The 23116-nt window shown below is 56.3% G+C and carries 22 protein-coding genes; 17 read left to right on the forward strand and 5 right to left on the reverse strand.

Features of this window, described 5'->3' with window-relative positions:
• A partial coding sequence (locus E1297_RS32440) for an SGNH/GDSL hydrolase family protein (RefSeq protein WP_209016137.1) occupies positions 1–381 on the forward strand: 381 nt, incomplete at its 5' end.
• A 16-nt stretch (positions 382–397) separates the two neighbouring features.
• Here the strand turns inward: E1297_RS32440 and E1297_RS32445 are convergent.
• Positions 398–1054 (reverse strand): ceramidase domain-containing protein, encoded by a 657-nt coding sequence (locus E1297_RS32445; protein WP_155145382.1) that lies wholly within the window; start codon positions 1052–1054, stop codon positions 398–400.
• 56 nt (positions 1055–1110) lie between these two features.
• Between E1297_RS32445 and E1297_RS32450 the strand changes: the two genes are divergently transcribed.
• Complete coding sequence (locus tag E1297_RS32450; RefSeq protein ID WP_155145384.1) at positions 1111–1803, forward strand: metal-dependent hydrolase; 693 nt, start codon at positions 1111–1113, stop codon at positions 1801–1803.
• Positions 1804–1848: 45 nt separating this feature from the next.
• Here E1297_RS32450 and E1297_RS32455 read toward each other — a convergent pair whose 3' ends face one another.
• Positions 1849–2316, reverse strand: coding sequence for a nucleoside deaminase (locus E1297_RS32455; protein WP_155145386.1), 468 nt, complete (start codon positions 2314–2316; stop codon positions 1849–1851).
• Between E1297_RS32455 and E1297_RS32460 the strand changes: the two genes are divergently transcribed.
• The 15 genes from E1297_RS32460 to E1297_RS32530 all read left to right on the forward strand — a co-directional run bounded on the left by E1297_RS32460 (position 2315) and on the right by E1297_RS32530 (position 19315).
• On the forward strand, positions 2315–3193 hold the full coding sequence (locus tag E1297_RS32460; protein ID WP_155145388.1) for a pseudouridine synthase: 879 nt from the start codon (positions 2315–2317) through the stop codon (positions 3191–3193). The genes E1297_RS32455 and E1297_RS32460 overlap by 2 nt on opposite strands.
• 175 nt (positions 3194–3368) lie before the next feature.
• On the forward strand, positions 3369–4283 hold the full coding sequence (locus E1297_RS32465) for a 5-bromo-4-chloroindolyl phosphate hydrolysis family protein (protein WP_155145390.1): 915 nt from the start codon (positions 3369–3371) through the stop codon (positions 4281–4283).
• A 30-nt stretch (positions 4284–4313) separates the two neighbouring features.
• A complete protein-coding gene (locus E1297_RS32470; RefSeq protein ID WP_155145392.1) occupies positions 4314–5504 on the forward strand; it encodes a toxic anion resistance protein in 1191 nt (396 codons plus the stop codon).
• A 12-nt stretch (positions 5505–5516) separates the two neighbouring features.
• Complete coding sequence (locus E1297_RS32475; RefSeq protein ID WP_209016138.1) at positions 5517–6473, forward strand: DUF2927 domain-containing protein; 957 nt, start codon at positions 5517–5519, stop codon at positions 6471–6473.
• A 22-nt stretch (positions 6474–6495) separates the two neighbouring features.
• Positions 6496–7644, forward strand: a complete 1149-nt coding sequence (locus tag E1297_RS32480; RefSeq protein ID WP_155145394.1) for an SPFH domain-containing protein — start codon at positions 6496–6498, stop codon at positions 7642–7644.
• Between the two features lie 58 nt (positions 7645–7702).
• Positions 7703–8794: a TFIIB-type zinc finger domain-containing protein gene (locus E1297_RS32485; RefSeq protein WP_155145396.1), complete on the forward strand. Its 1092-nt coding sequence runs from the start codon at positions 7703–7705 to the stop codon at positions 8792–8794.
• Between the two features lie 107 nt (positions 8795–8901).
• Positions 8902–9570, forward strand: a complete 669-nt coding sequence (locus tag E1297_RS32490) for a nitroreductase (RefSeq protein ID WP_368669767.1) — start codon at positions 8902–8904, stop codon at positions 9568–9570.
• Positions 9571–9604: 34 nt separating this feature from the next.
• Positions 9605–10042 (forward strand): D-aminoacyl-tRNA deacylase, encoded by a 438-nt coding sequence (gene dtd, locus E1297_RS32495; protein WP_155145398.1) that lies wholly within the window; start codon positions 9605–9607, stop codon positions 10040–10042.
• Complete coding sequence (locus E1297_RS32500; RefSeq protein ID WP_155145400.1) at positions 10042–11145, forward strand: glycerate kinase; 1104 nt, start codon at positions 10042–10044, stop codon at positions 11143–11145. The genes dtd and E1297_RS32500 overlap by 1 nt, the downstream gene beginning before the upstream one ends.
• Positions 11146–11196: 51 nt before the next feature.
• Positions 11197–13191 carry a CocE/NonD family hydrolase gene (locus tag E1297_RS32505; protein WP_155145402.1) on the forward strand — a complete coding sequence of 665 codons (1995 nt, stop codon included), beginning with the start codon at positions 11197–11199 and terminating at the stop codon, positions 13189–13191.
• Between the two features lie 124 nt (positions 13192–13315).
• Complete coding sequence (locus E1297_RS32510) at positions 13316–14899, forward strand: ABC transporter substrate-binding protein (RefSeq protein ID WP_155145404.1); 1584 nt, start codon at positions 13316–13318, stop codon at positions 14897–14899.
• Positions 14900–14914: 15 nt separating this feature from the next.
• The gene (locus E1297_RS32515; RefSeq protein WP_155145406.1) at positions 14915–15871 is read left to right on the forward strand and encodes an ABC transporter permease; all 957 of its coding nucleotides are present in this window, start codon (positions 14915–14917) and stop codon (positions 15869–15871) included.
• Positions 15868–16683 carry an ABC transporter permease gene (locus tag E1297_RS32520; protein ID WP_155145408.1) on the forward strand — a complete coding sequence of 272 codons (816 nt, stop codon included), beginning with the start codon at positions 15868–15870 and terminating at the stop codon, positions 16681–16683. Before E1297_RS32515 ends, E1297_RS32520 begins: the two co-directional genes overlap by 4 nt.
• Positions 16680–18317 carry an ABC transporter ATP-binding protein gene (locus E1297_RS32525; RefSeq protein ID WP_155145409.1) on the forward strand — a complete coding sequence of 546 codons (1638 nt, stop codon included), beginning with the start codon at positions 16680–16682 and terminating at the stop codon, positions 18315–18317. Before E1297_RS32520 ends, E1297_RS32525 begins: the two co-directional genes overlap by 4 nt.
• A gap of 161 nt (positions 18318–18478) precedes the next feature.
• On the forward strand, positions 18479–19315 hold the full coding sequence (locus tag E1297_RS32530; RefSeq protein WP_155145411.1) for an alkaline phosphatase family protein: 837 nt from the start codon (positions 18479–18481) through the stop codon (positions 19313–19315).
• Positions 19316–19357: 42 nt separating this feature from the next.
• On the opposite strand, the gene E1297_RS32535 is transcribed toward E1297_RS32530, so the two are convergent.
• From E1297_RS32535 to E1297_RS32545, 3 genes are all read right to left on the reverse strand, one after another.
• Positions 19358–20281, reverse strand: coding sequence for an alpha/beta hydrolase (locus tag E1297_RS32535; RefSeq protein WP_155145413.1), 924 nt, complete (start codon positions 20279–20281; stop codon positions 19358–19360).
• A gap of 12 nt (positions 20282–20293) precedes the next feature.
• Entirely contained in the window at positions 20294–22183 is a 1890-nt protein-coding gene (locus E1297_RS32540; RefSeq protein ID WP_155145415.1) for an acyl-CoA synthetase, read from the reverse strand.
• 157 nt (positions 22184–22340) lie between these two features.
• A partial coding sequence (locus E1297_RS32545) for an ATP-binding cassette domain-containing protein (protein WP_155145518.1) occupies positions 22341–23116 on the reverse strand: 776 nt, incomplete at its 5' end.

Below are 23116 nucleotides of genomic sequence, written 5' to 3' on the forward strand. Positions count from 1 at the left end.
GACCTGATGCTTGGTTGTGGATGTTCAAGATGCGGACCCGTTCTGGACAAGATGATTTCAGTCGATGGTCAATCCGGGCAGGTTCCCAGCTTCTTGCGCGAAATCCGCAAGTCCGGAACGAAAGTAATTTATGTAGGCTATCTGCGAAGCCCCGAGCTGATTACACCGATTGAACATTGCAAAAGCGAAGGTGACGAGTTTGAAGAGCGCATCGCGAAACTTGCCGAGCATGATGATGGCATCATCTATGTCTCTGCACAGGATGTCGCAAAACCAGGCGATGCCTCATATTTCTCGTTCGATCTGATTCACCCGTCCCGCAAATCGAGCCGTATCATCGGTGAGCGTGTCGCGGAGGTTATCAAGAGTTCCAGCTTCTGACGGCGACACATCACAGCTATGAAAATCGGCTGTGCACCATAGCTCTGCGATACACCTCGATCATCCATCCCAGCATGATGGCATTGAGAATGTGCCACATAAAATGAGTACCCAACGGCAAGCGGTTGCACATAGGCTCATCCAATGCGCGGAAAGTGATAGAGGCGATCAGGATCACTGCACCGATAGCTAAACCGCGCGCGGTATGCGGATCTCTGCCGCGCAGCAAGGCAGCGTAGATCAGGATCAAAAGAGGCACGGGCGCATAGGCTGCCGATCCACCGATCCCCGGAATAAATTGGAAAAGCGGAATTGTCAGTGCTGCGTAGGGAAAGAACAATGCGGTCAATCCCAGAGCCTGCCACGTTTTCAGTTTCCAGATGTCCCGGTTTACAGCGTAGATATAGACCAGAATGAACAATAAAATAGGGGTTGTATCTGCAATCGCAGCCCAAACCCGGGCATGCGTATGGAACAAATAGCTGCCTAACCCAATGATCGCCAGCAACGCTACCAGCAGGTTCGCCAATGGCATCCCCTGCCCGCGCACACGCAACCACATAATCAAGGCCGCAACCAGAAAAGCAGCATTTGTTACTGCGTTTACCGGCTCGGCCCAATAGGCGGGCGTCAACCGTTCGCAATATCCATCTATTTCACGCATCCATTCCATAGATTTTTACATAGTGGATGCTAGGCTGCGGCTAAACCACTTTCAGGAGGACAATTATGAATATCGTTTGGCTGGGGCATGGCAGCTTTCGTATTGAGGTCGCGGGACAGGTTCTTTTGATTGATCCATGGCTGACCGGGAACCCTTCACTTTCTGAGCAACATCATGACGAAGCAGTCCAGGATGCAACTCACATTCTCCTAACCCATGCCCATTTCGATCATGTCGTCGATGTGCTGCCTTTGGCCAAACACCTGAAGATTCCAGTAGTCGGACAATACGATCTGATGGGCTACTGGAGCGAGGCCGAAGGAATTGAGACCATTGGCTTCAACAAGGGGGGGACAGTGAACCTGAACGGCATCAAGGTCACCATGGTACCCGCTTCGCACAGCTCCACGTTTTCAACGCCCGACGGGGTGCGCACAGGCGGAACCGAAGTTGGCTTCATGATCGCCGCAGAGGGTCACATGCTCTATGTTTCAGGCGATACTGACATCATGGCAGACATGGATTGGATGGGTGATTATTATAAACCCGACATCGCAATCCTGTCTGCAGGCGGCCACTTTACGATGGACATGAAGGGCGCGGCTTATGCAGCAAAGCGATACTTTAATTTCAAGACCGTAATCCCCTGCCACTACAAGACATTTCCGATCCTGGAACAATCTGCTGAAGACCTGATCAATGGCCTCCCCGGCGTCAATGTGATCGAACCTGAAGTGATGAAAGCCATCAAGATCTGAAGTACTTACGACTAAGGTGTGCGGCGAGCCGATCGGTGCAAAGCATCAGTCGCCGCACCTAGCCTTTCTCTGCGCGAGAAAGAAGATCCTCAGCAAATCGGCGGCTTCATCTGCTGCAATGCCGTCATAGATCTCAGGGGTGTGGTGTGCCTGTGGGTGCGAAAACACCCGCGCCCCATGCGCAACGCCGCCGGATTTCGGATCAGACGCCCCATAGTAAATTCGGCGTATGCGTACGGCAGCTAACGCTGCCGCGCACATGGCACAAGGCTCAAGGGTCACGTAGAGATCATGATCCGGCAACCGTTCGGAACCTGTAGCGGCGCAGGCCGCGCGCAAGGCCAGGATTTCAGCATGAGCGGTGGGGTCTTTCATTTCCCGGGTCCGATTGCCTGCAGATGCAACGACCTGACCATCCCTCGACACAATGACCGCACCTACCGGGACTTCCCCCCGGTCTGCCGCTGCGCGCGCTTCCTGCAGCGCAAGTTCCATATACGATCTGAATGTCATGCCTTTGACTGCCCCAGAAACCCGGCTTTCGCAAGTCGCCGGGATGCGTTATGGCCTGAGGATGAGCAACACTCCTCCTCCCGGCGACCGGATCGCCAAAGTACTGGCCCGCGCAGGCATCGCCTCGCGCCGCGAGGCTGAACGCATGATCGAAGCCGGCCGTGTGACGGTTAATGGTAAGGCGATTGACAGCCCTGCCCTGAACGTCACAGCCCGGGACAAGATCACGGTCGATGGCAAACCCGTTTCCGAGCCCGAGCCCGCCCGGTTGTGGCTGTATCACAAGCCTGTGGGACTGGTGACAACAACACGAGATGAAAAAGGTCGAACAACGATCTTCGACGAGTTGCCCGAGGATATGCCCCGGGTGATGAGTGTCGGGCGACTGGACCTGAATTCCGAAGGCCTGTTGTTGCTGACAAACGATGGCGGCATCAAACGCAAACTGGAACTTCCGGCAACCGGCTGGCTCCGTAAATATCGGGTCCGGATCAATGGCCGCCCGAAAGATGAAGACTTCGCGCCACTTCGCAAGGGTCTTGTGATTGACGGGCAAAAGTTTCAGCCAATGACGGTTGCACTTGATCGGCAGCAAGGTGCAAACGCTTGGCTGACTATCGGGCTGCGCGAAGGCAAAAACCGCGAAATTCGCCGCGCCATGGAAGACATCGGCTATAGCGTAAACCGCCTGCTGCGCGTGTCCTACGGACCTTTCCAGTTGGGAGATCTTAAACCGGGTGAAGTCGAAGAGATCCGGCGTCGCGTGCTTCGTGACCAGCTGGGGCTTGAAGCAGAGCCCGATCAGAAGCCCAAAGCCAAACGGCCACAGCGCCCGCAAAGAAAAAAGGCCTCCGGCGGCAAGAATCCTCGCAATTGACGTTGGTTATGCAACCTTCCCCCTAGCGCCGGACCGGTGCTTCCACTAAATTTTCTATAAATGCGGCTACTAGGGGGCGCTATGTCCGGATCCGGAGTGCAAAAACTGGCCTACGCTGCGCTGCTTGTGTTGCTGTTCGGTGTATGTACCGGCTTGTTGGGGGGCTTATAGACGCATGGCTAAACGCTATGGCGGAAAATTCAGCCCCGACGGTGGAGGGTCGTCCGATGGTCAACCCGAGCGTGGACAATTCGACGGCGCCCGTGTGAATCCCGCAGGCGCCCGCGCAAACGTTTTGTTCCTGCCCGCTATCCCTCTGATCTTCTTGTCATTGAACGATGGCGCGGTCGGAATGATTATAGGCCTGATCGCGGCCGGTCTGCTAACTGCAGCAGCGCTGCTGTTGAGAGAGGGACTGAAGGCTGAAGCGGAATACAATGCACGTCGAACGGCAAGACGTCCTGCCTTTCCCCGCAAGATATTCTCCAGCGTTCTGACCGGCTTGGGTGCCGCACTGGCGTCGTATCGATCAGAGTTTGTGGATGCTGAAACCGCTTCACAGGTCAGCGTTCTGGCGCCTGTCCTCTATGGGGTCGCTGCGACTGCTCTGCATTCGGTCTCGTTCGGCCTTGATCCGATGAAGGATAAAGGAATGGAAGGCATCGATACCTTCCAACAGGATCGTGTCGCTCGTGTGGTTGAGGACGCGGAAACCCATTTGACCGAGATGTCGGACGCGATCAAACGCGCAGGTGATCGCAAGATCGAAGCGCGCGTTGAGCGGTTTCAAACCACTGCGCGCGATCTGTTCAGAACCGTCGAGGAAGATCCCCGTGATCTGGCCGGTGCTCGGAAATACCTGACGGTCTATTTGCAGGGCGCGCGAGACGCCACTGTGAAATTTTCCGATGTTTATGCCCGAACCCGCGATGCGCAGGCTTTGGCGGATTACTCTTCTTTGCTGGACGATCTCGAACAGAATTTCGCTGCGCGTACCCGCAAAATGCTTTTGGATGACCGCAGTGATCTGACGGTCGAAATCGACGTGTTGCGCGAAAGACTGCAGCGCGAAGGCGTCCGGTTGGACTGACCGGCTATTATTTGAGCGAGGAACATCTTCATGTCAGATGAAATCAAAAATAAGGCGGTCGAAGCTGAAACATTGGTTCAGGAAATCACTTCCGTGACCCTGCCGGAACCCGCAGCCGAAGTAGTCCCGCTTGAAGAGGCCGACGAACCCGTCAGCGCCGAAATCCGGAAGCGGATGGATGAGATAGACATGGGCAACACGAACTCGATTGTTGCCTTCGGATCGTCTGCGCAAGCAGAGTTGCAGGAAATCAGCCAGGCAATGCTGGCAGATGTGCGTAACAAGGATGTTGGTCCGGCGGGTGACAGCCTGCGTAATATCGTGACCACGATCCGCGGATTCTCGGTCAGTGAACTGGATGTACGGCGCGAACGCAGCTGGTGGGAAAGACTGCTGGGCAGAGCCGCACCATTCGCCAAATTTACCGCTCAGTACGAAGCAGTTCAGGGTCAGATCGACAGGATCACGGATGACCTGCTGGGGCACGAGCATACTCTGCTCAAAGACATCAAATCTCTGGACCTGCTCTACGAAAAGACGCTGGGCTTTTATGATGAACTGGCACTGTACATTGCAGCGGGCGAAGAAAAACTGACCGAGCTCGACAGTCAGGACATTCCAGAAAAAGAGGCCGAGGTTAAGGCCGCACCCGAAGAAGATCAGGTGATGAAAGCGCAGGAGCTGCGCGATCTGCGCGCTGCTCGTGATGATCTGGAACGCCGTGTACATGACCTGAAGCTGACCCGACAGGTGACAATGCAATCGCTTCCGTCGATCCGTCTGGTTCAGGAAAACGACAAGTCGCTGGTCACCAAGATCAACTCGACACTGGTGAACACAGTCCCCCTGTGGGAGACACAGCTAGCGCAGGCCGTTACCATCCAGCGCAGTGCCGAAGCTGCAGCAGCGGTACGCGACGCGAATGATCTGACCAACGAGTTGCTGACTTCGAACGCGGCCAATCTGCGTCAGTCGAACAAGATGATCCGCGAAGAAATGGAGCGTGGAGTGTTCGACATCGAAGCCGTGAAGCAGGCCAACGCAGATCTGATCGGTACGATCAACGAAAGCCTTGCGATTGCCGACGAAGGCAAGGCCAAGCGTGCGGCTGCCGAAGTAGAACTTCAGAAGATGGAAACCGAATTGCGCGACACTCTGGCCGCTGCAAAGGCACGCAAAGATGGAATCGGCGACAACGCCGGAACTGCGGTTCCGGGCTAAGGCGGGTTGATCGTGCGGCAGTACATTTCGGTGAGGCGTGTTCTGGCGGGACTATCACTCTTGGCTCTGGCCAATTGTGATACAGCGCTGACCACATCTATACCGCCGCAACCCCGGCCTGTGCAGCCACAGGTCCCGGCGAATGCCTATGTTGCGCCTTCGGCCGCCAGTCTTGATCTGGCCCGCTACTATGAACGGGTGCAAAGCAACCTTCTGACGCGCGGCTTGCTCAGAACAGATGGGGGTGGACCAGACACCCCGTATGACGCCGAAGATCTGGCCAAGAACTTTGAGGCCATCGCGTTTTATAGCGAATATCCGGGACAGTCGGTTGCAACCAGCCGGACCCGAACCAGCGGGCAGCTCAGCCGCTGGTCTGGCCCGGTTCGCATCGGGCCGGAATTTGGTCCATCCGTCCCACCTGAACGCCGCAAAGAGGACACTGCGCGAATTGAATCCTATTCGGCCCGCCTTGCCCGTCTGACCGGGCATTCGGTATCGACTGTCAACAGAAATGCCAATTTCCACGTCTTTGTGGCTGGCGAAGATGATACCGCTTACGTACAGGCGCGCCTTAAACAGCTGATCCCGGGCATCGGTCAAAAGCAGCTGGATCTGTTCGATAAGCTGCCCAAATCGTTCTATTGCTTTGTCTTCGCATCGGCCACCAACGGCTCGCCCCACACCTACACGCGCGCGGTTGCGCTGGTGCGTGCCGAACATCCGGATCTGGTTCGGCTCAGCTGCATTCACGAAGAAATCGCACAAGGTTTGGGGCTGCCGAACGACAGCCCGTCTGCACGGCCTTCTATCTTCAACGATGATGACGAGTTCGCCCTGCTAACAAGTCACGACGAAAAACTACTGACACTGCTTTATGATCCGCGCCTGAAACCCGGCATGACAGCTGATGAGGCGCGGCCTGTGGTGCGGATCATTGCACGCGAATTGATGGGTCAGTCGCTCTGACCCCAAGGACAGGAGAACCCAAATGGGAATTTTCGATTTTCTGACCGGAGAATTTATTGATGTCATCCATTGGGTTGATGACACCCGGGACACTATGGTCTGGCGGTTCGAGCGTGAAGGGCATGAGATCAAATACGGCGCCAAGCTAACCGTACGCGAAGGTCAGGCCGCCGTTTTCGTGCATGAAGGGCAATTGGCAGACGTGTTCACGCCGGGTCTATACATGCTTGAAACCAACAACATGCCGATCCTGACCACGTTGCAACACTGGGATCACGGCTTTCAGTCGCCTTTCAAGTCTGAGATCTATTTCGTCAACACCACCCGTTTCAACGACCTGAAATGGGGAACCAAAAACCCGATCATGCTGCGGGACCCGGAATTCGGACCAACGCGCATTCGCGCCTTCGGAACATATACCGTTCGTGTCAAGGACCCTGCCAAATTCCTTGTTGAAATTGTCGGGACCGATGGTGAATTCACCATGGACGAAATCAGTTATCAGATCCGCAATATCATCGTTCAGGAATTCAGCCGCGTTATTGCAGGATCGGGCATTCCGGTTCTCGACATGGCAGCGAACACTGCTGATCTTGGCAAACTGATTGCGGCCGAGGTCTCTCCGGTTCTTGAAGGCTATGGGCTGGAAATGCCCGAGTTCTATATCGAAAACATCTCGCTGCCCCCAGCGGTCGAGGCCGCCTTGGACAAGCGCACCTCGATGGGGCTGGCTGGTGATCTGGGTAAGTTCACACAGTATTCTGCGGCAGAAGCCATGACAGCTGCGGCCAACAACCCCGGCCAAGGCGGCGGCATGGGTGCAGGCCTTGGCATGGGAATGGGCATGGCAATGGCACAACAGATGTCAAACATGGCAGCGGGTCAGCCAAGCGGCCCGTGGGGATCGCCCGCCCCCGCTGCTCCGCAACCGGCAGCGCATGCGGCCCCGCCTCCTCCGCCACCGGTCGAGCATGTCTGGCATATCGCGGTCGACGGGCAAACCAGCGGGCCATTTTCCAAGGCCAAAATGGGACGCATGGCGACTGATGGGGAAATCACCCGGGACACACATGTCTGGACCGCCGGTCAGGACGGTTGGAAGAAAGCTGGCGATGTTCAGGAATTGGCACAATTGTTCACGATCCTGCCTCCACCCCCTCCGGGGGCGTGAAGCAGGTTTGGACTGACTTTACGGCATTATCGGCTCTGACCAACAAGGCGATCTGAGGATGAGCGAAAACGAGCACCGCTTTCCCTGCGACCAATGTGGCGCAGACTATCGGTTCAACCCCGGCGATGGCACATTGACCTGTGATCATTGCGGGCATTCAGAACCGATATCGAGCGGTCCCTGGGGTGGCGCAAGTCTTCGAGAGCTGGATTTCGATACTGCAATCGCAGATCGTCTGCCCGAGACAGAGATCGAGGAAACCCGAGTTATGAGTTGCCCGAATTGCGCAGCTCAGGTCGAGTTTGATCCTAACACCCATGCAGCCGAATGCCCGTTTTGTGCCACGCCAGTTGTAACCGACACAGGAGTGAACCGACATATCAAGCCACGGGGCGTTTTGCCTTTTGCGCTTGATGAAAGATCGGCGCACAAGGCGATGGGCGATTGGTTGGGCCGTTTGTGGTTTGCACCAAATGGGTTGAAAGAATACGCGCGCAAGGGACGAAAAATGCAAGGCATTTACGTGCCTTACTGGACCTTCGATGCCGATACAAAATCCAGCTATCGCGGCGAACGGGGTGTTGTTTATTATGAAACACGAACCGTTATGCGCGACGGAAAACCAGTCCAGCAGCAGGTTCCCAAGGTACGCTGGACACCAAAATCCGGACGTGTCGCCCGCTTCTTCGACGATGTACTGGTGCTGGCCTCACGCTCGTTACCTAAAAGCTATACTGACGCCCTAGAGCCATGGGATCTTCCGGCCTTGGAACCCTATCAACCGGAATACCTAGCCGGGTTTCGGGCCGAAGCCTACACTGTTGAGCTGCAGGAAGGATACAAGGAAGCCCGTCAATACATGGCGCGAGTCATTGAGCGGGATGTCCGATTCGACATCGGGGGCGACAGACAAAGGATTCACGCGCTAGAGACCGAAGTGCGGGATGTCACCTTCAAGCACATCCTGCTGCCGGTATGGATGGCAGCGTACAAGTACCGGGGCCAGACCTATCGTTTTGTGGTGAACGGCCGTACCGGCCGGGTTCAGGGTGAACGCCCCTGGTCTGCGATTAAGATTACCGTTGCAGTTGTTCTGGGTTTGCTTGTTGCAGCTGGCGTCGGCTACCTGCTGGCCACGGGCCAAAAATAGCCACCGACGACCGAAACACATTAGCTAGGGTTTCGGTCACTTAGCCCCTTGCACATCTCAAATGTCACCTCCATCCTGCCGCGCGTTGGATTGGGGGGAGGCCATCCGTGACATTCGCAGCCTTGAACTCGCTTCTTGATCAGCGCCATTCCTGTCGCGCTTTCCAGCGCGATCCGGTGCCCAAAGCCCAGATCGAACAAATCCTGTCCAGCGCGATGCGTGTTCCCAGTTGGTGTAACGCCCAGCCTTGGCAGGTCGTCGTTACCAACGGTAAAGACACGGATGCATTCCGTGAAGCACTTCAGATTGAGGCGGCGACAGGCACCCCTGCCCCGGACCTACCATTCCCCAGCTCGTATTCCGGTGTTTATCAGGATCGCCGCCGCGCCTGTGGCTGGGCACTATATGAAGCCGTCGGGATCGAAAAAGGCGACCGCGCTGCATCGGCTAGGCAGATGATGGAGAATTTTTCTCTGTTTGGAGCACCGCATTGTGCAATCATCTCGAGCCCTGCCGAATTGGGCGCGTACGGCGCAATGGACTGTGGCGGATTCGTAACAGCCTTTTCGCTTGCCGCTCAAGCATTGGGAATCGCCACAATCCCACAGGCAGCTGTCGCAGCTTATGGCCCGTTTCTGCACCGATACTTTCAGATACCGGATGATCGCCTGATCTTGTGTGCGATTTCCTTTGGCTACCCGGACAGAGAACACCCGGCCAACGCGTTTCGAACCGAGCGCGCATCAGTGGAAGAGATTGTCGATTGGCGCGGTTAATCCGCCCGCCCAACCCCCGAAGTGAGGACAAGCTATGCGGGCCTTGATTCAAAGAATCACTCAGGCATCAGTTTCAGTGGACGAGGCAGTCATCGGACGGTCAGGCCCCGGGCTGCTGATCCTTGTATGCGCGATGCAGGAAGACGATGAGACCAAGGCAGAACAGCTCGCCGCGAAAATTTCCAAGCTCCGCATTTTCAAGGACGACAATGGCAAAATGAACCGGTCGATACTTGATATCAACGGTTCCGCATTGGTGATCAGTCAATTCACCCTGGCGGCAGATACCTCCCGCGGAAATCGACCCGGTTTCGCCACGGCCGCTCCGCCTGAAACCGGCAAACATCTTTACGAAACATTTGCTCGGCAACTGGTCACCCTCGGCGTGCCCGTCGAGACCGGGGAGTTTGGTGCCGATATGGCAGTAGAACTGGTCAATGACGGGCCAGTGACAATCTGGATGGAAAGTTAATGACACAAGCAACGCAAGCCGTAGAGATCTGGAAGGCCGGTGTCGCGGCTGTCGACGGATACAACGCGACCCAAAAGGCCTTGGGTTCAGTACCGAAGCCCGATCGCATTCTGGCTGTTGGCAAACCCGCTGCGGCGATGGCCAGCGCTGCATTGGATCACTTTGGACAGGTCCCAACCTTGGTCGTCACCAAGGATGGACATGCTGATGATCTGCCTTCGCACGTCCAGTTGATTGAAGCATCCCATCCTGTGCCCGACGCACGGAGCCTTACCGGAGGTCGTGCATTGCGCGAAGCCGTTGAGGCGATGGGTCAGGAAGAGCACTTGCTGTTACTCGTCTCAGGAGGTGCTTCGTCATTGGCCGAAGATCTGGTCCGGGGCAAAACCCTTGATGATCTTGCGGCGCTGAATAAGGATCTGTTGTCCACAGGCTTAGACATTCACGCGATGAACGCTGAAAGGCGCAAAATATCACAGATCAAGGGAAGCGGCCTACTGTCACGTTTCTCCGGCAAACGGGTCACTGTTCTGGCGATATCTGATGTTCCGGGCGACGACTTGTATGTGATCGGTTCCGGGATCGGAGCCCTGCCCGATACACCTGCATTTCAGGCAACCGCATCCATTATCGCCTCAAATGCCCATGCTCGGGCCGATGCGGCAGAGGCTGCACAAAAGGCTGGCTACGCAGTTCATCTGAACGAAGAAGCACTACACGACGACTACTTGGCAATTGCCGCCAAGATTGGCGCGCAAATTCGCAATATGGAACCCGGCGCCATGATCTTTGGTGGCGAACCAACAGTCACGTTGCCAGACAAACCTGGTCGCGGTGGCCGCAATCAAGCGTTGGGGCTGGCGCTGGCACGTGAGATTGCGGGCTGCGAGGGCATTACGGTCGTAATCGGAGGAACGGATGGCACCGATGGCCCGACCTCTGCTGCAGGCGCAATGATCGATGGCACCACATGGGCTGAGGGTGCTGAGAGCGCCCTGAGCCGAGCGGACAGCGGGAGCTTTCTGGATCAGGCTGGCGCCCTGTTGGTGACAGGTCCGACCGGCACCAATGTTATGGACCTCATTGTCGCTATAAGGGTTTAGATTGACGTTTTTACCCTTCAAGAACATGGCAAACAACCCGAGACTGAACAAATGACGCGCGCACCGAATTCGCTCTGCGACATAGAAGAAATCCCTGACTTAGGTATCCGGCTTTCCGATGGTTGCCGCTTGTCGGCTCGTGTCTGGCGGCCAACCGATTCTGAACAGTCCCCTGTTCCTGCCATTCTTGAGTATCTGCCCTATCGAAAGCGTGATGGCACGACGGCGCGGGATGCGCTTACTCATCCCTGGTTTGCCAAACGTGGTTATGCCTGTATCCGCGTTGACATGCGTGGCAATGGCGACAGCGAAGGGCTGATGGAAGACGAGTACACCCAGCAAGAGTTGGATGATGCTGTCGAGGTCATCGAGTGGCTGTCACAACAACCCTGGTGCAGTGGATCCATCGGCATGATGGGAATCAGCTGGGGCGGCTTTAACGCATTGCAAGTGGCAGCGATGCGCCCCGACCCGCTCAAGGCTATTATTACACTCTGCTCAACGGCAGATCGGTACGCGGATGACATCCACTACAAGGGTGGATGTCTTTTGAACGAAAACCTCGGCTGGGGGGCCACCATGTGGTCCTATTCCTCACGTGCACCCGATCCGGAGCTTCGGTCGAACTGGCGCGAGCTTTGGCTGGACCGTCTTAAGAATGAACCGTTCCTGCCCTCCGTCTGGTTGCGGCATCAGGCACGTGATGAGTACTGGCAGCATGGATCAGTCTGCGAAGATTTTTCGGCGATCCAGGCGGCAACGCTTGCCGTTGGTGGATGGGGTGACGCCTACAAGAACACTGTTCCGTTGCTGGTTGAACAGCTGGAAGCCCCAGTAAAGGGGATCGTTGGCCCTTGGGTGCATAAGTATCCACACTTTGCGGTACCCGAACCAAGGATTGGGTTCCTGCAGGAAGCACTTCGGTGGTGGGACCATTGGCTGAAAGGTCTGGACACCGGGGTGGCCGATGATCCGGATTACCGAGCCTACCTGATGGATGGCGTACGCCCTGCCCGCTGGTATGCAGAGCGCCCCGGTCGCTGGGTGGCCGAAACATCGGGTGCAACGTCTCATATGCCAACGGTGACCATGTCTCTGACAGATGCCGGGTTGGGCGATAGTGGTTCGTTGAGTGCACGCATTCGCTCACCTCACCATTGCGGTATGGATGTCGGAGAGTATTGCGCCATCTGGCTGGGCCCGGATCTGCCGGGCGACCAGCGGGCTGATGATTCTTTGTCAGCCTGTTTTGACAGCTCGCCGTTAGACAATGACATGGACATCGTCGGCGCGCCGCGTATCCGCCTCAAGGTCAGTTCAGACAAGGCGCAAGCGCAAGTTGCGGTGCGGTTGAACCATGTCCATCCCGATGGGGCGTCGACAAGAATCACCTACGGTGTATTGAATTTGTCCCATCGTGACAGCCATTCCGACCCGGCCTCGCTCACCCCGGGCGCGATATATGAAATTGAACTGGATCTGGATCAGATCGCTTATCGAGTTCCAAAGGAGCACCGTCTGCGCGTCGCCGTTTCAAGTGCCTACTGGCCACTGATATGGCCATCACGTGAGACAGCAGAGCTGCACCTGACCGAAGGCGAGATCACAATTCCGCGACGGGAAACGGCAATATCGGACGAATGTGCATTTCCGCCACCGGATGCCGAAGAGCCCTGGAAGATCAAAACGCTTCGCGATTCTGCCAATTCACGCCGCGTGGAAACCGATATGAACACCGGAGAAGTCAAACTCATTATCGAGGATGACTTTGGACTGGTTGAAGATTGCGATCATGGCCTGATCAGCGGTGGCTCTGCTCAAGAAATCTGGACGATTCACCCGGATGACCCTCTTTCCGCACGAGGTGCCTGTGATTGGACACAGGAACAGAAACGCGGCAATCTAAGCCTGAAAACCAATACCAGCTGCGAAATGTGGTCCGACACCGAGAATTTTCATCTTCGTGCAACTATAAATGCCTTTGAAAATGATGTGTTGGTGTTTTCGACAACCAAGGAGGACACCGTAGCACGTAAGCTGATGTAATTTCCGGCGACCAAAAGGCAGGACATTAAACCTTGCCCGGTCGGCCGAAATACGCCAACGTTGACTCACGCGTCAATAAAAAGCCCGCCAAGGGCATAAACACTATCAACTGGGAGATCCTTGGATGAAAGAACAACTCACTCACATGACTGGTCAGGTCACGGCAGGTAAAATGACCCGCCGCGAATTCATGGGTAAGGCCGCCGCGCTCGGCGTTTCCGCTGCCATGGCCAGCACAATGTTTGCCGACGCCGCGCGTGCGGCGGGCCCGAAAAAGGGCGGCGACCTGAAACTGGGTCTGCAAGGCGGTGAGTCGACCAACTCGCTGGACCCGGCGACTTATGCAAGCTCGGTTCCTTACATGAACGGCCGCCACTTCGGCGACACGCTGGTCGAAGTTGCTCCGGACGGAACCATCGAAGCACGTCTGGCCGAAAGCGTGGAAGGCAGCGCCGACGCGAAAGTCTGGACCTTCAAGCTGCGCGACGGTGTCGAATTCCACAACGGCAAAACCATGACCAGCGAAGACGTGCTGAAAACCATGGAACGCCACTCGAACGAAGACTCCAAGTCCGGTGCCCTGGGCATCATGAAGGGCATCGAGTCGATGAAGGCCGATGGCAACAACTTCCAGGTCACCTTGACCGAGCCGAACGCCGACCTGCCATATCTGATGGCTGACTATCACCTGATCATTCAGCCTGATGGTGGCATGGACAACCCTGCTGCGGGTATCGGCACAGGCCCATACAAGCTGGAAGTTGATGAGCCGGGTGTACGTCACCTGTTCAGCAAGTTCGAAAACCATTGGAGCGACTACGGTCACTTCGACAGCGTTGAGAACGTTGTGATCAACGATACCACGGCACGTACTGCAGCTCTGCAGTCCGGTCAGGTTCAGATGGCCAACCGTATTGAACCAAAAGTTGCTGATCTGCTTTCGCGCGCACCGACACTGACCGTGCAGTCCACACCGGGCCGTGGTCACTATGTGTTCATCATGCACTGCGATACCGCACCGTTCGACAACAATGAACTGCGTACCGCTCTGAAGTACGCCATCAACCGTGAAGAGATGGTTGAGAAGATTCTGCGCGGCTATGGTTCGGTCGGAAACGACATGCCCATCAACGCGGCCTACCCGCTGTTTGATGAGACGATCCCGCAGCGCGAGTTCAGCATCGAAAAAGCGGCAGAGCACTATAAAAAGTCCGGCCATGACGGATCGCCGATCATCCTGCGCACCGCAGACGGTGCATTCCCGGGTGCGGTGGATGCTGCAGCCCTGTTCCAGCAGACCGCTGCTCAGGCCGGCATTCCGCTGGAAATCGAGCGCGAGCCTAACGATGGTTACTGGTCCGAAGTCTGGAACGTTCAGCCGTTCTGTGCATCGTACTGGGGTGGCCGTCCGGTTCAGGACCAGATGTACGCAACTGCCTATCTGTCGACAGCCGACTGGAACGACACTCGTTTCAAAGTCAAAGAGTTCGACGACATGCTGTTCGCTGCACGCGCCGAACTGGACTCCGACAAGCGCAAAGGCATCTACTCTCAGATGGGTATGATGTTGCGTGACAACGGTGGTCTGATCTGCCCAATGTTCAATGACTTCGTCGATGCTGTCAGCAACCAGCTGGACGGATGGGACACCGATCCCAACGGCGAACTGATGAACGGTCAGGTTTCGCGTAAGATGTGGTTCGTCTGATACGGATCCTGACATATGCATCCAATCATCAAACTGGTGTTCCAGCGCTTAGCGCTGGGACTCCTGCTCTTGTTTGGCGCTTCGGCCCTGATTTTTGGCCTGACCGAAGCCCTTCCCGGAGACGCAGCGCAAGCCGTCCTGGGCCAGTCCGCAACCCCCGAAGCCCTGGCGAACCTACGCGAAGAAATGGGCCTCAATCGTCCCGCTCTGACGCGCTATTTTGAATGGCTGGGCGGAATCGTCCAGGGTGATCTGGGCCAATCCCTCACCAACAGACTGGACATTGCCGAATCCGTTGGCAGCCGTCTGGGCAACACTCTTTTTCTGGCATTCTGGGCCGCTATCGTATCGGTTCCATTGGCCATTTTCCTTGGTCTGCTGGCCGTGCGCTATCGTAACCGCTGGCCTGACAAGCTGATCTCGGCAGTCACACTCACCACGATCTCGATCCCCGAATTTCTGATCGGCTATGTCCTGGTTTACTTCATCGCGGTGAAGCTGGGCATGTTCTCGCCTCTGGCTATGATCAACGACAGCATGTCGTTCGGACAGAAACTGAACGCGATCGCCCTGCCGGTGATCGTTCTGACCATGGTTGTTCTGGCGCATATGATGCGGATGACCCGCGCCGCGATCCTGAACGTGATGCAATCGGCTTATGTCGAAACTGCTGAACTCAAAGGTCTCAGCAATTTCAAGGTCATCTACCGTCACGCTTTCCCGAACGCGATTGCCCCGATCGTCAACGTTGTCATGCTGAACCTTGCCTATCTGGTGGTCGGCGTCGTCGTCGTCGAAGTGGTGTTCGTCTATCCCGGTATGGGACAGTATCTGGTGGACCACGTGACCAAACGTGATGTTCCGGTGGTTCTGGCCTGTGGTGTGATCTTTGCCGCCATCTATATCGGACTGAACATGATTGCAGACATCGTTGCCATTCTGGCCAACCCAAGGCTGAGGCATCCGAAATGAAGAACATACCTATCTCTGCAATGATCGGACTGGCGTTCACAGGCCTTTACTTCATCATCGCGGTATTTGCGCCTCTGCTGGCCCCTTACGGAATGGCCGAGGTCGTCGGCGATGTCTGGGAACCATCCAGTTCACAGTTCTGGCTGGGCACTGACAACATCGGACGCGATCTTCTCAGCCGCATGATCTACGGCGGACGCACAACGATCTTCATCGCCACGGCCGCAACGATCCTCAGCTTTGTAACTGGCTCGATCCTTGGCTTTCTGGCCGCGGTTCTAGGCGGTTGGGCCGATCAGGTCATGTCGCGGACGGTTGACCTGATCATGTCGATTCCGTCGCTGATTACCGCGCTGGTGGTTCTGGCGATGGTACCGGTGACCATCCCGGTACTGATCGTCGTCATGGGCCTTCTGGACGCCACGCGCGTCTATCGTCTGGCCCGCGCGGTCGCGGTGGATATCGCCGTAATGGACTATGTCGAAGCCGCTAAACTGCGTGGTGAAGGTCAGACCTGGATCATCTTCCGTGAGATCCTGCCCAACGCACTGTCGCCTCTGGTGGCTGAACTGGGCCTGCGGTTCATCTTCATGGTTCTGTTTGTCTCCACCCTGTCGTTCCTGGGTCTGGGCGTTCAGCCGCCGCTGGCCGACTGGGGCGGTATTGTGAAGGAAAACAAGGACGGCATCGTCTACGGCATTGGCGCGGCCCTCTACCCCGCTGTGGCCATCGCAACGTTGGCGATCTCGGTCAACCTTGTGGCTGACTGGATCCTGAACCGCACCACATCGCTGAAAGGAGGTCGGGGATGAGTGATACCCTTCTCAAGGTCCGTGACCTCAAAATCGGTGCGACCGTTTATCCGCCGGGCGAAAAGCCCCATGACATCGAAATCGTGCACGGGGTCAGCTTTGACCTCGAGCGCGGCAAGGTGCTGGGACTGATCGGTGAATCCGGAGCCGGTAAATCCACCATCGGTCTGGCCTCGATGGCTTATGGCCGCGGTGGTGTGAAGATTACCGGCGGCGAAGTCTGGGTGAACGGCCGCGATATCATGAAGTCCTCTTTGGGGGATATTCGCAATCTGCGTGGCGGTGAGGTGACCTATGTCTCGCAATCCGCCGCAGCATCGTTCAACCCGGCCAAGAAGATTATGGATCAGGTTGTCGAAGCGGCCGTAGAGCACAAGAAATTCTCGCGTAAGGAGGCTGAAGCCCGCGCGCGGGAACTCTTTGCCAAGCTGGGTCTGCCTGATCCGGACAATATCGGTGATCGCTACCCGCACCAGGTCTCGGGCGGCCAGCTGCAGCGTTGCATGACAGCGCTGGCTCTGTGTCCCGAGCCTGATCTGGTTGTGTTCGATGAACCCACCACAGCGCTGGACGTTACCACTCAGATCGATGTTCTGATGGCGATCAAAGAGGCTATCGCAGATACTGGTGTTGCCGCGCTCTATATCACGCATGACCTCGCGGTCGTTGCGCAGGTGAGCGATGACATCATGGTTCTGCGGATGGGTAACACCGTCGAATACGGCCACACCGATCAGATCATCAACAACCCACAGGAAGAGTATACCAAGGCACTGGTCTCGGTCCGCTCGATCGAGCACGAAGAGAAGAAGCCGACGCCTGAACCGGTGTTGAGCGTTGACGGGATCACCGCGCGCTACAAAGGGCTGAACTTCGACGTGCTGCACAACGTCAATGTCGAGCTTCATCCGGGGCAGACGCTGGCGGTTGTGGGGGAATCCGGTTCGGGTAAATCAACGCTTGCACGGGTGATCACAGGGCTGCTGCCTCCACGCGATGGTGAGATCACCTTCGCGGGCCGCAAACTATCGCCCGATCTGGCAGGACGTACCCGCGAGGACCTGCGAGAGCTGCAGATGATCTACCAGATGGCTGATGTGGCGATGAACCCGCGTCAGACGGTTGGCACGATCATCGGCCGACCGCTGGAGTTCTATTTCGGTATGCGCGGCGCTGAGAAGCGTAAGCGGATTATCGAATTGCTGGATGAGATCGAACTCGGTGAAAAGTTCATGGACCGCTATCCGGCGGAACTGTCCGGTGGCCAGAAACAGCGTGTCTGTATTGCGCGATCACTGGCGGCGAAGCCAAAGATGATCATCTGCGACGAGGTCACCTCGGCGCTCGATCCGCTGGTGGCGGACGGTATTCTCAAGCTGCTGCTGGATCTGCAGAAGATCGAGGACGTCGCCTATCTGTTCATCACTCACGATCTCGCAACGGTCAAAGCAATCTCTGACTCGATTGCCGTGATGTATCAGGGCCGTGTGGTTCGCTATGGTTCCAAATCGCAGGTTCTGAGCCCGCCGTTTGATGACTATACAGACCTGCTGCTCAGCTCGGTTCCCGAGATGCATCTGGGCTGGCTGGAAGAGGTTGTTGCCCATCGTAAGATGGAGAGCGCGGGGAACTGATCCCTACCCTCTCTGTAACAACCCTATGAAACTTTGAAATCCCGGTGCTTGCACTACAGACAAGCGTCGGGATTTTGCTATTCGGGGCGCTAACGGGCGACCCTGAGCAAGCGAATCCGCTAGGATCACCTGAATACAAATACTGTCAAAAGGGTCATGAGATGGACCGTAAGCTGCTACTTATCATTCTGGACGGCGTACCATGGCGCAACTTTCGCCGTCTGTTCGGAAATCTCGAAGGCTGGGTCGACAGCGGTGAAGCACAGGTCTGGAAATTGCGGGCAGTTTTGCCGTCAATTTCGGCCAGTTGTTATGCCTCGATTCATACGGGTGTTACGCCGCAGGAACATGGTTGCACCGGCAACGGTAACGTCTTCCGACTGGATCATAAGGACATCTTCAGCCAGGTACGCGAAGCAGATGGCGTAACTGGCGCCGTGACCCACAGCTTCTGGTCGCAATTCTTCAACCGGCATCCGTTCGATTACGTCCGTGACATCGAGTATGATGAACCGGAAAGCAAAACCATCAATCACGGCCGGTTTCACAGCATGACCGGCTATGGGATAGCCAATCAGATGACGCCGTCGGATGTCGATCTGTTCGGAACTCTCACCAATCTTTGCCTGCGGTTCGGGTTGGATTATGGCATCTTGCACACTTGTACGCTGGATAGCATGGGACACCGCTTCTACCACGACTGCGAAGAAATGGATCATGCCTGCTTTGTCATGGACGAAATGCTGGCCCCGTTCATTCCGCGCTGGCGGCAGCTGGGCTACGAAGTGATCGTGACAGCCGATCATGGGCAAGATGAACGCGGCCATCATGGCGGGCGTGGTGCGCTGCAGCAGGAAACAGCACTCTACTACTTTGGAGACGCCAAGGGGCCTGATGCTGACTACGTGATTGACCAACTGCAGCTTGCGCCGACCATCCTGCAGCGCATGGGCGCACCTGTGGCCGACACGATGAAAGCCAAGTCTTTCCTGAGCTAAATACGACTTGAACCAATGATCAGGCTGCGTTTGTCAGCCTGATCAGTCATAGTTCCAAAGCCCCTGCCCCAACGCTTCGATTGCGACCGAAATCCGCTCAAAGCTATCGGCAGCACGTTTCACGCTGGTCCGGGCCCTCAGGTAGCCATGGATCAGACCCGGCTCATTGATCCAATGAGCTTGACCACCAGCCTCAACAATCTTGTTGCAGTAATCAGGCCCGTCATCTCGTAGGGGATCGCAATCGGCGGTCACTACGACGGTAGGAGGTAACTCAGAAAAGTCCGTGTCGTGCAGAGGCGCAAAGATTGGGTCATCCTCAGGCACATTGCCGTTGCAGCGCACCTTTTCGTAGAACAGGATTTCATCCCGCGTCAGCAGAGGCGCGTGCGCGTGTTCTATATACGACCCCTTGCTTGGGTCTCCGCCAAGACCGGGATAGATCAGAACTTGCCCGATGATACCTTCCAGTCGTCCGCGCGCGTAATGCGCAACTGCTGCTGCAAGGTTTCCGCCTGCGCTGTCACCAGCCAGAACAATGGGATCACCAAATTCTCCCATCGCCCAGTTGACGGCTGACCAGGCATCCTGAAACTGCGCCGGGTGCACATGCTCGGGGCATAGGCGATAGTCAACGGCGACGACTCGGTAACCAGTCTGAGAACAGATTTCAGCGCAGACATCATCATGGCTGTCTAATCCGCCGACTACAAAACCTCCGCCGTGAATATAGACGACGGTTCGCGTTGGTATCCCTGATGAATAAAGCCGAACCCCGACACCATCAGCTGACAGATCCTGTGCTTCTACACCCGCGGGACGAGGTTGGCGAAAATCCCGGCACATCTCGTCATAGACGCGGCGTTGATCTGTTATGGACAGATCAACAGCATCATCAGGATAGCTTTCAGCAGTGCGTCTTATGAACGCCCAAGTTTCCTCATCAATCAGACGTTCATAATCCATAGTCCCTCCCGGTCAGGCAGCCCACTCCCACGGCCGGGTGAACGATCCCAGCACTTTGCTGACATCGTCCTCGGACGAGCCGTTCGCGTCAAGCTGTGCGACGAGTCCACGCTTCTTATCATCGATCACCGACACGACACGTGCAGATACACCTGCGGTCTCCAGCGCTCCGTTGTAGATACGCGTGATCGCCTGCTTGCGCAGTTCGGGTTTGAACACCTTACCAACCGCCGTTTTGGGCAGTTCAGAAAGAATCGTCATGTGCTTGGGCTGCGCGGCACGTTCGTGGACATGCACTTTGCAATACTCCATCAGCTCTTCTTCGGTGGCCGAGGCCCCCTCGACCAATTCGACAAAGGCACAGGGCACCTCGCCAGAATGCGCGTCGGGCTGACCAATAGCACCGGCGAAGGCAACCGCATCGTGACCCAGCAAGGCCTCTTCGATCTCAGCGGGGTCAATGTTGTGACCGCCACGGATAATCAGGTCCTTCGCACGTCCGGTAATCCAGAGGTATCCGTCTTCGTCAAAACGGCCCAGATCGCCCGTCCGCAGGTATTTGTCAAAGTGGTAGAGATTCGTGTTCTTGTCGGCTTCGGTATAGGTGTTGCCGGCATACACCCCAGGGTTCGAAATGCAGATTTCGCCGATCTGGTCAGTGCTGCATTCGGTGGGCCCGTCTGGTCCATCCTGCAGGATTTTGACATCCGTATATGGGAACGGAATACCGATTGAGCCGATCTTTTTCTCGCCATCCACAGGGTTGCACGAAACCAAACAGGTTGCTTCGGTCAGACCGTAGCCTTCGACAATCGTGACACCCGTGGCTTCCTCAAAACGGCGGAACAGTTCAACAGGCAACGGAGCAGAGCCCGAAAAGGCCGTTTTCACGCTGGAGATGTCAGCGTCAACCGGACGCTGCATCTTGGCCGAGATCGCTGTTGGAACGGTGATAATGAACGAGACTTTCCAGCGTTCGATCAGCTTCCAGAAATTGTCGAACACGCCATCGCCGCGATAACCGGCCGGTGTCGGGAAGATGACATGCGCGCCGGACGAAACAGCCGCCATGACGATCACATGCACAGCGAAGACGTGGAACATGGGCAGTGGGCACATGATCACGTCATTCTCGTCAAACAGCAGCGTATTGCCCAGCCAACCGTTGTAGATCAGGCCGGAATACTTATGCTGTGCCACCTTCGGCATGCCGGTGGTTCCACCGGTATGGAAATAGCATGCAACGCGATCTTCTTTACTGTCCTCGAAGGTCAGAGTGGTGGGTTGCTTGGCCAATTCCTGATTGAAGTTCTTGTAGTCTGCATGGGCCAGATGCTCTTTGTCGCCCATCTTGGGACGCAGGAACGGGACCAGCCAGGATTTCGGCGGCGTCAGGTATCGGTTCAGGTCAATCTCAAGGATGGTATTGACGTTTGGTGCGTGGCGCACCGCTTCCTCGACCTTTTGGGCCACATCGGTTTTGGGGAAAGACTTCAGCGTCACAACCACTTTGGCCTTGGTCTCACGCAGGATTGCCGCGATCTGCTCAGGCTCAAGCAGCGGGTTGATCGGGTTCACGATGCCTGCGATCGCGCCACCCATCATTGTGACCAGCGTTTCATTGCAGTTCGGTAGGACATAGGCCACGACATCCTTTTCCCCGACACCCAAGGAGCGGAAAAGGTTGGCTGCCTGATTCACCTTGCCCAGTAGATCGGACCAGGTCAGCGTCTCAGCTTTGTCCTTCGGTCCCGATAGCAACTGGAAGGAGATCGCCTTGTGGTTTGGAAATTTCTCTGCCGTTCGCGACAACAACTGATGAAAGGTCACGGGGACGTCTCTATCCTCCCATGCCATTTCCTGCTCGATCCGCGCCTTGTCGTCCAACCCCACAAATGCCATGTGGTTCCTCCCCTTTTTTCTCCCATGTCGTGCACAGGCTATTGATGGCCCCCAAGATGGAAGCAAATTCAAGCCTGCGCAAGCGACGGCTTAGCCGCCGGATGAGAGAAAATGTAGAATGACGCTGCGACGGTTCGTGATTTGCCCGTACGTCACTTCATTCGGCAGCCACGCCATCGGTGAACTGAAGGCGCGCGAGACGGGCATAAAGACCGTCCTGCGCCACCAGATCCTCATGGGTACCCTGCGCCACGATCTGTCCGGCTTCCATCACGACAATACGGTCGGCTTTCTTCACCGTGGCCAAACGATGCGCCACGATTAGGGTCGTCCGGCCGGCACGCATCTGATCCACCGCACCCTGCACGGCCCGCTCACTCTCGGCATCAAGCGCCGATGTTGCTTCGTCCAGCAAGAGAACAGGAGCATCCCGCAGAATCGCACGTGCGATTGCGATACGCTGTTTCTGTCCGCCTGACAGCATCACACCGCGCTCACCTACGAAACTGTCATATCCCTCAGGCAAGGCTGAAATGAAATCATGCGCCGCGGCAGCCTTTGCCGCTTCTTCAACTTCGGCATCGGTCGCGTCCAGACGACCAAACCGGATATTCTCTCGCGCCGAGGCCGCGAAGATCACCGGATCCTGAGGAACCAGCGCCATATGCTGGCGGAAATCGTCGCGTTCAAGATCACGCAGATTCACACCATCCAGACTGACCTGGCCCGCATCCGGATCATAGAACCGCTGGATCATTTGAATGACGGTGGTCTTACCGGCACCGGACGGGCCGACGAAGGCAACGGTTTCACCGGGCTTCACATGCAAAGTCAGATGATCAAGTGCCAGAATGTCGGGGCGGGCCGGATAACGGAATGTGACGTCATCGAACCGGATGTCACCGCGTACGGGTTGCGCGAGTTTCTGGGGCC

This window comes from Roseibium sp. RKSG952 (assembly GCF_009711355.1).

Coding starts and splice junctions, on each gene's coding strand:
- E1297_RS32445 (WP_155145382.1), bottom strand. CDS start 1,054: ATGGAATGGATGCGTGAAATAGATGGATATTGCGAACGGTTGACGCCC.
- E1297_RS32450 (WP_155145384.1), top strand. CDS start 1,111: ATGAATATCGTTTGGCTGGGGCATGGCAGCTTTCGTATTGAGGTCGCG.
- E1297_RS32460 (WP_155145388.1), top strand. CDS start 2,315: ATGCCTTTGACTGCCCCAGAAACCCGGCTTTCGCAAGTCGCCGGGATG.
- E1297_RS32455 (WP_155145386.1), bottom strand. CDS start 2,316: ATGACATTCAGATCGTATATGGAACTTGCGCTGCAGGAAGCGCGCGCA.
- E1297_RS32465 (WP_155145390.1), top strand. CDS start 3,369: ATGGCTAAACGCTATGGCGGAAAATTCAGCCCCGACGGTGGAGGGTCG.
- E1297_RS32470 (WP_155145392.1), top strand. CDS start 4,314: ATGTCAGATGAAATCAAAAATAAGGCGGTCGAAGCTGAAACATTGGTT.
- E1297_RS32480 (WP_155145394.1), top strand. CDS start 6,496: ATGGGAATTTTCGATTTTCTGACCGGAGAATTTATTGATGTCATCCAT.
- E1297_RS32485 (WP_155145396.1), top strand. CDS start 7,703: ATGAGCGAAAACGAGCACCGCTTTCCCTGCGACCAATGTGGCGCAGAC.
- dtd (WP_155145398.1), top strand. CDS start 9,605: ATGCGGGCCTTGATTCAAAGAATCACTCAGGCATCAGTTTCAGTGGAC.
- E1297_RS32500 (WP_155145400.1), top strand. CDS start 10,042: ATGACACAAGCAACGCAAGCCGTAGAGATCTGGAAGGCCGGTGTCGCG.
- E1297_RS32505 (WP_155145402.1), top strand. CDS start 11,197: ATGACGCGCGCACCGAATTCGCTCTGCGACATAGAAGAAATCCCTGAC.
- E1297_RS32510 (WP_155145404.1), top strand. CDS start 13,316: ATGAAAGAACAACTCACTCACATGACTGGTCAGGTCACGGCAGGTAAA.
- E1297_RS32515 (WP_155145406.1), top strand. CDS start 14,915: ATGCATCCAATCATCAAACTGGTGTTCCAGCGCTTAGCGCTGGGACTC.
- E1297_RS32520 (WP_155145408.1), top strand. CDS start 15,868: ATGAAGAACATACCTATCTCTGCAATGATCGGACTGGCGTTCACAGGC.
- E1297_RS32525 (WP_155145409.1), top strand. CDS start 16,680: ATGAGTGATACCCTTCTCAAGGTCCGTGACCTCAAAATCGGTGCGACC.
- E1297_RS32530 (WP_155145411.1), top strand. CDS start 18,479: ATGGACCGTAAGCTGCTACTTATCATTCTGGACGGCGTACCATGGCGC.
- E1297_RS32535 (WP_155145413.1), bottom strand. CDS start 20,281: ATGGATTATGAACGTCTGATTGATGAGGAAACTTGGGCGTTCATAAGA.
- E1297_RS32540 (WP_155145415.1), bottom strand. CDS start 22,183: ATGGCATTTGTGGGGTTGGACGACAAGGCGCGGATCGAGCAGGAAATG.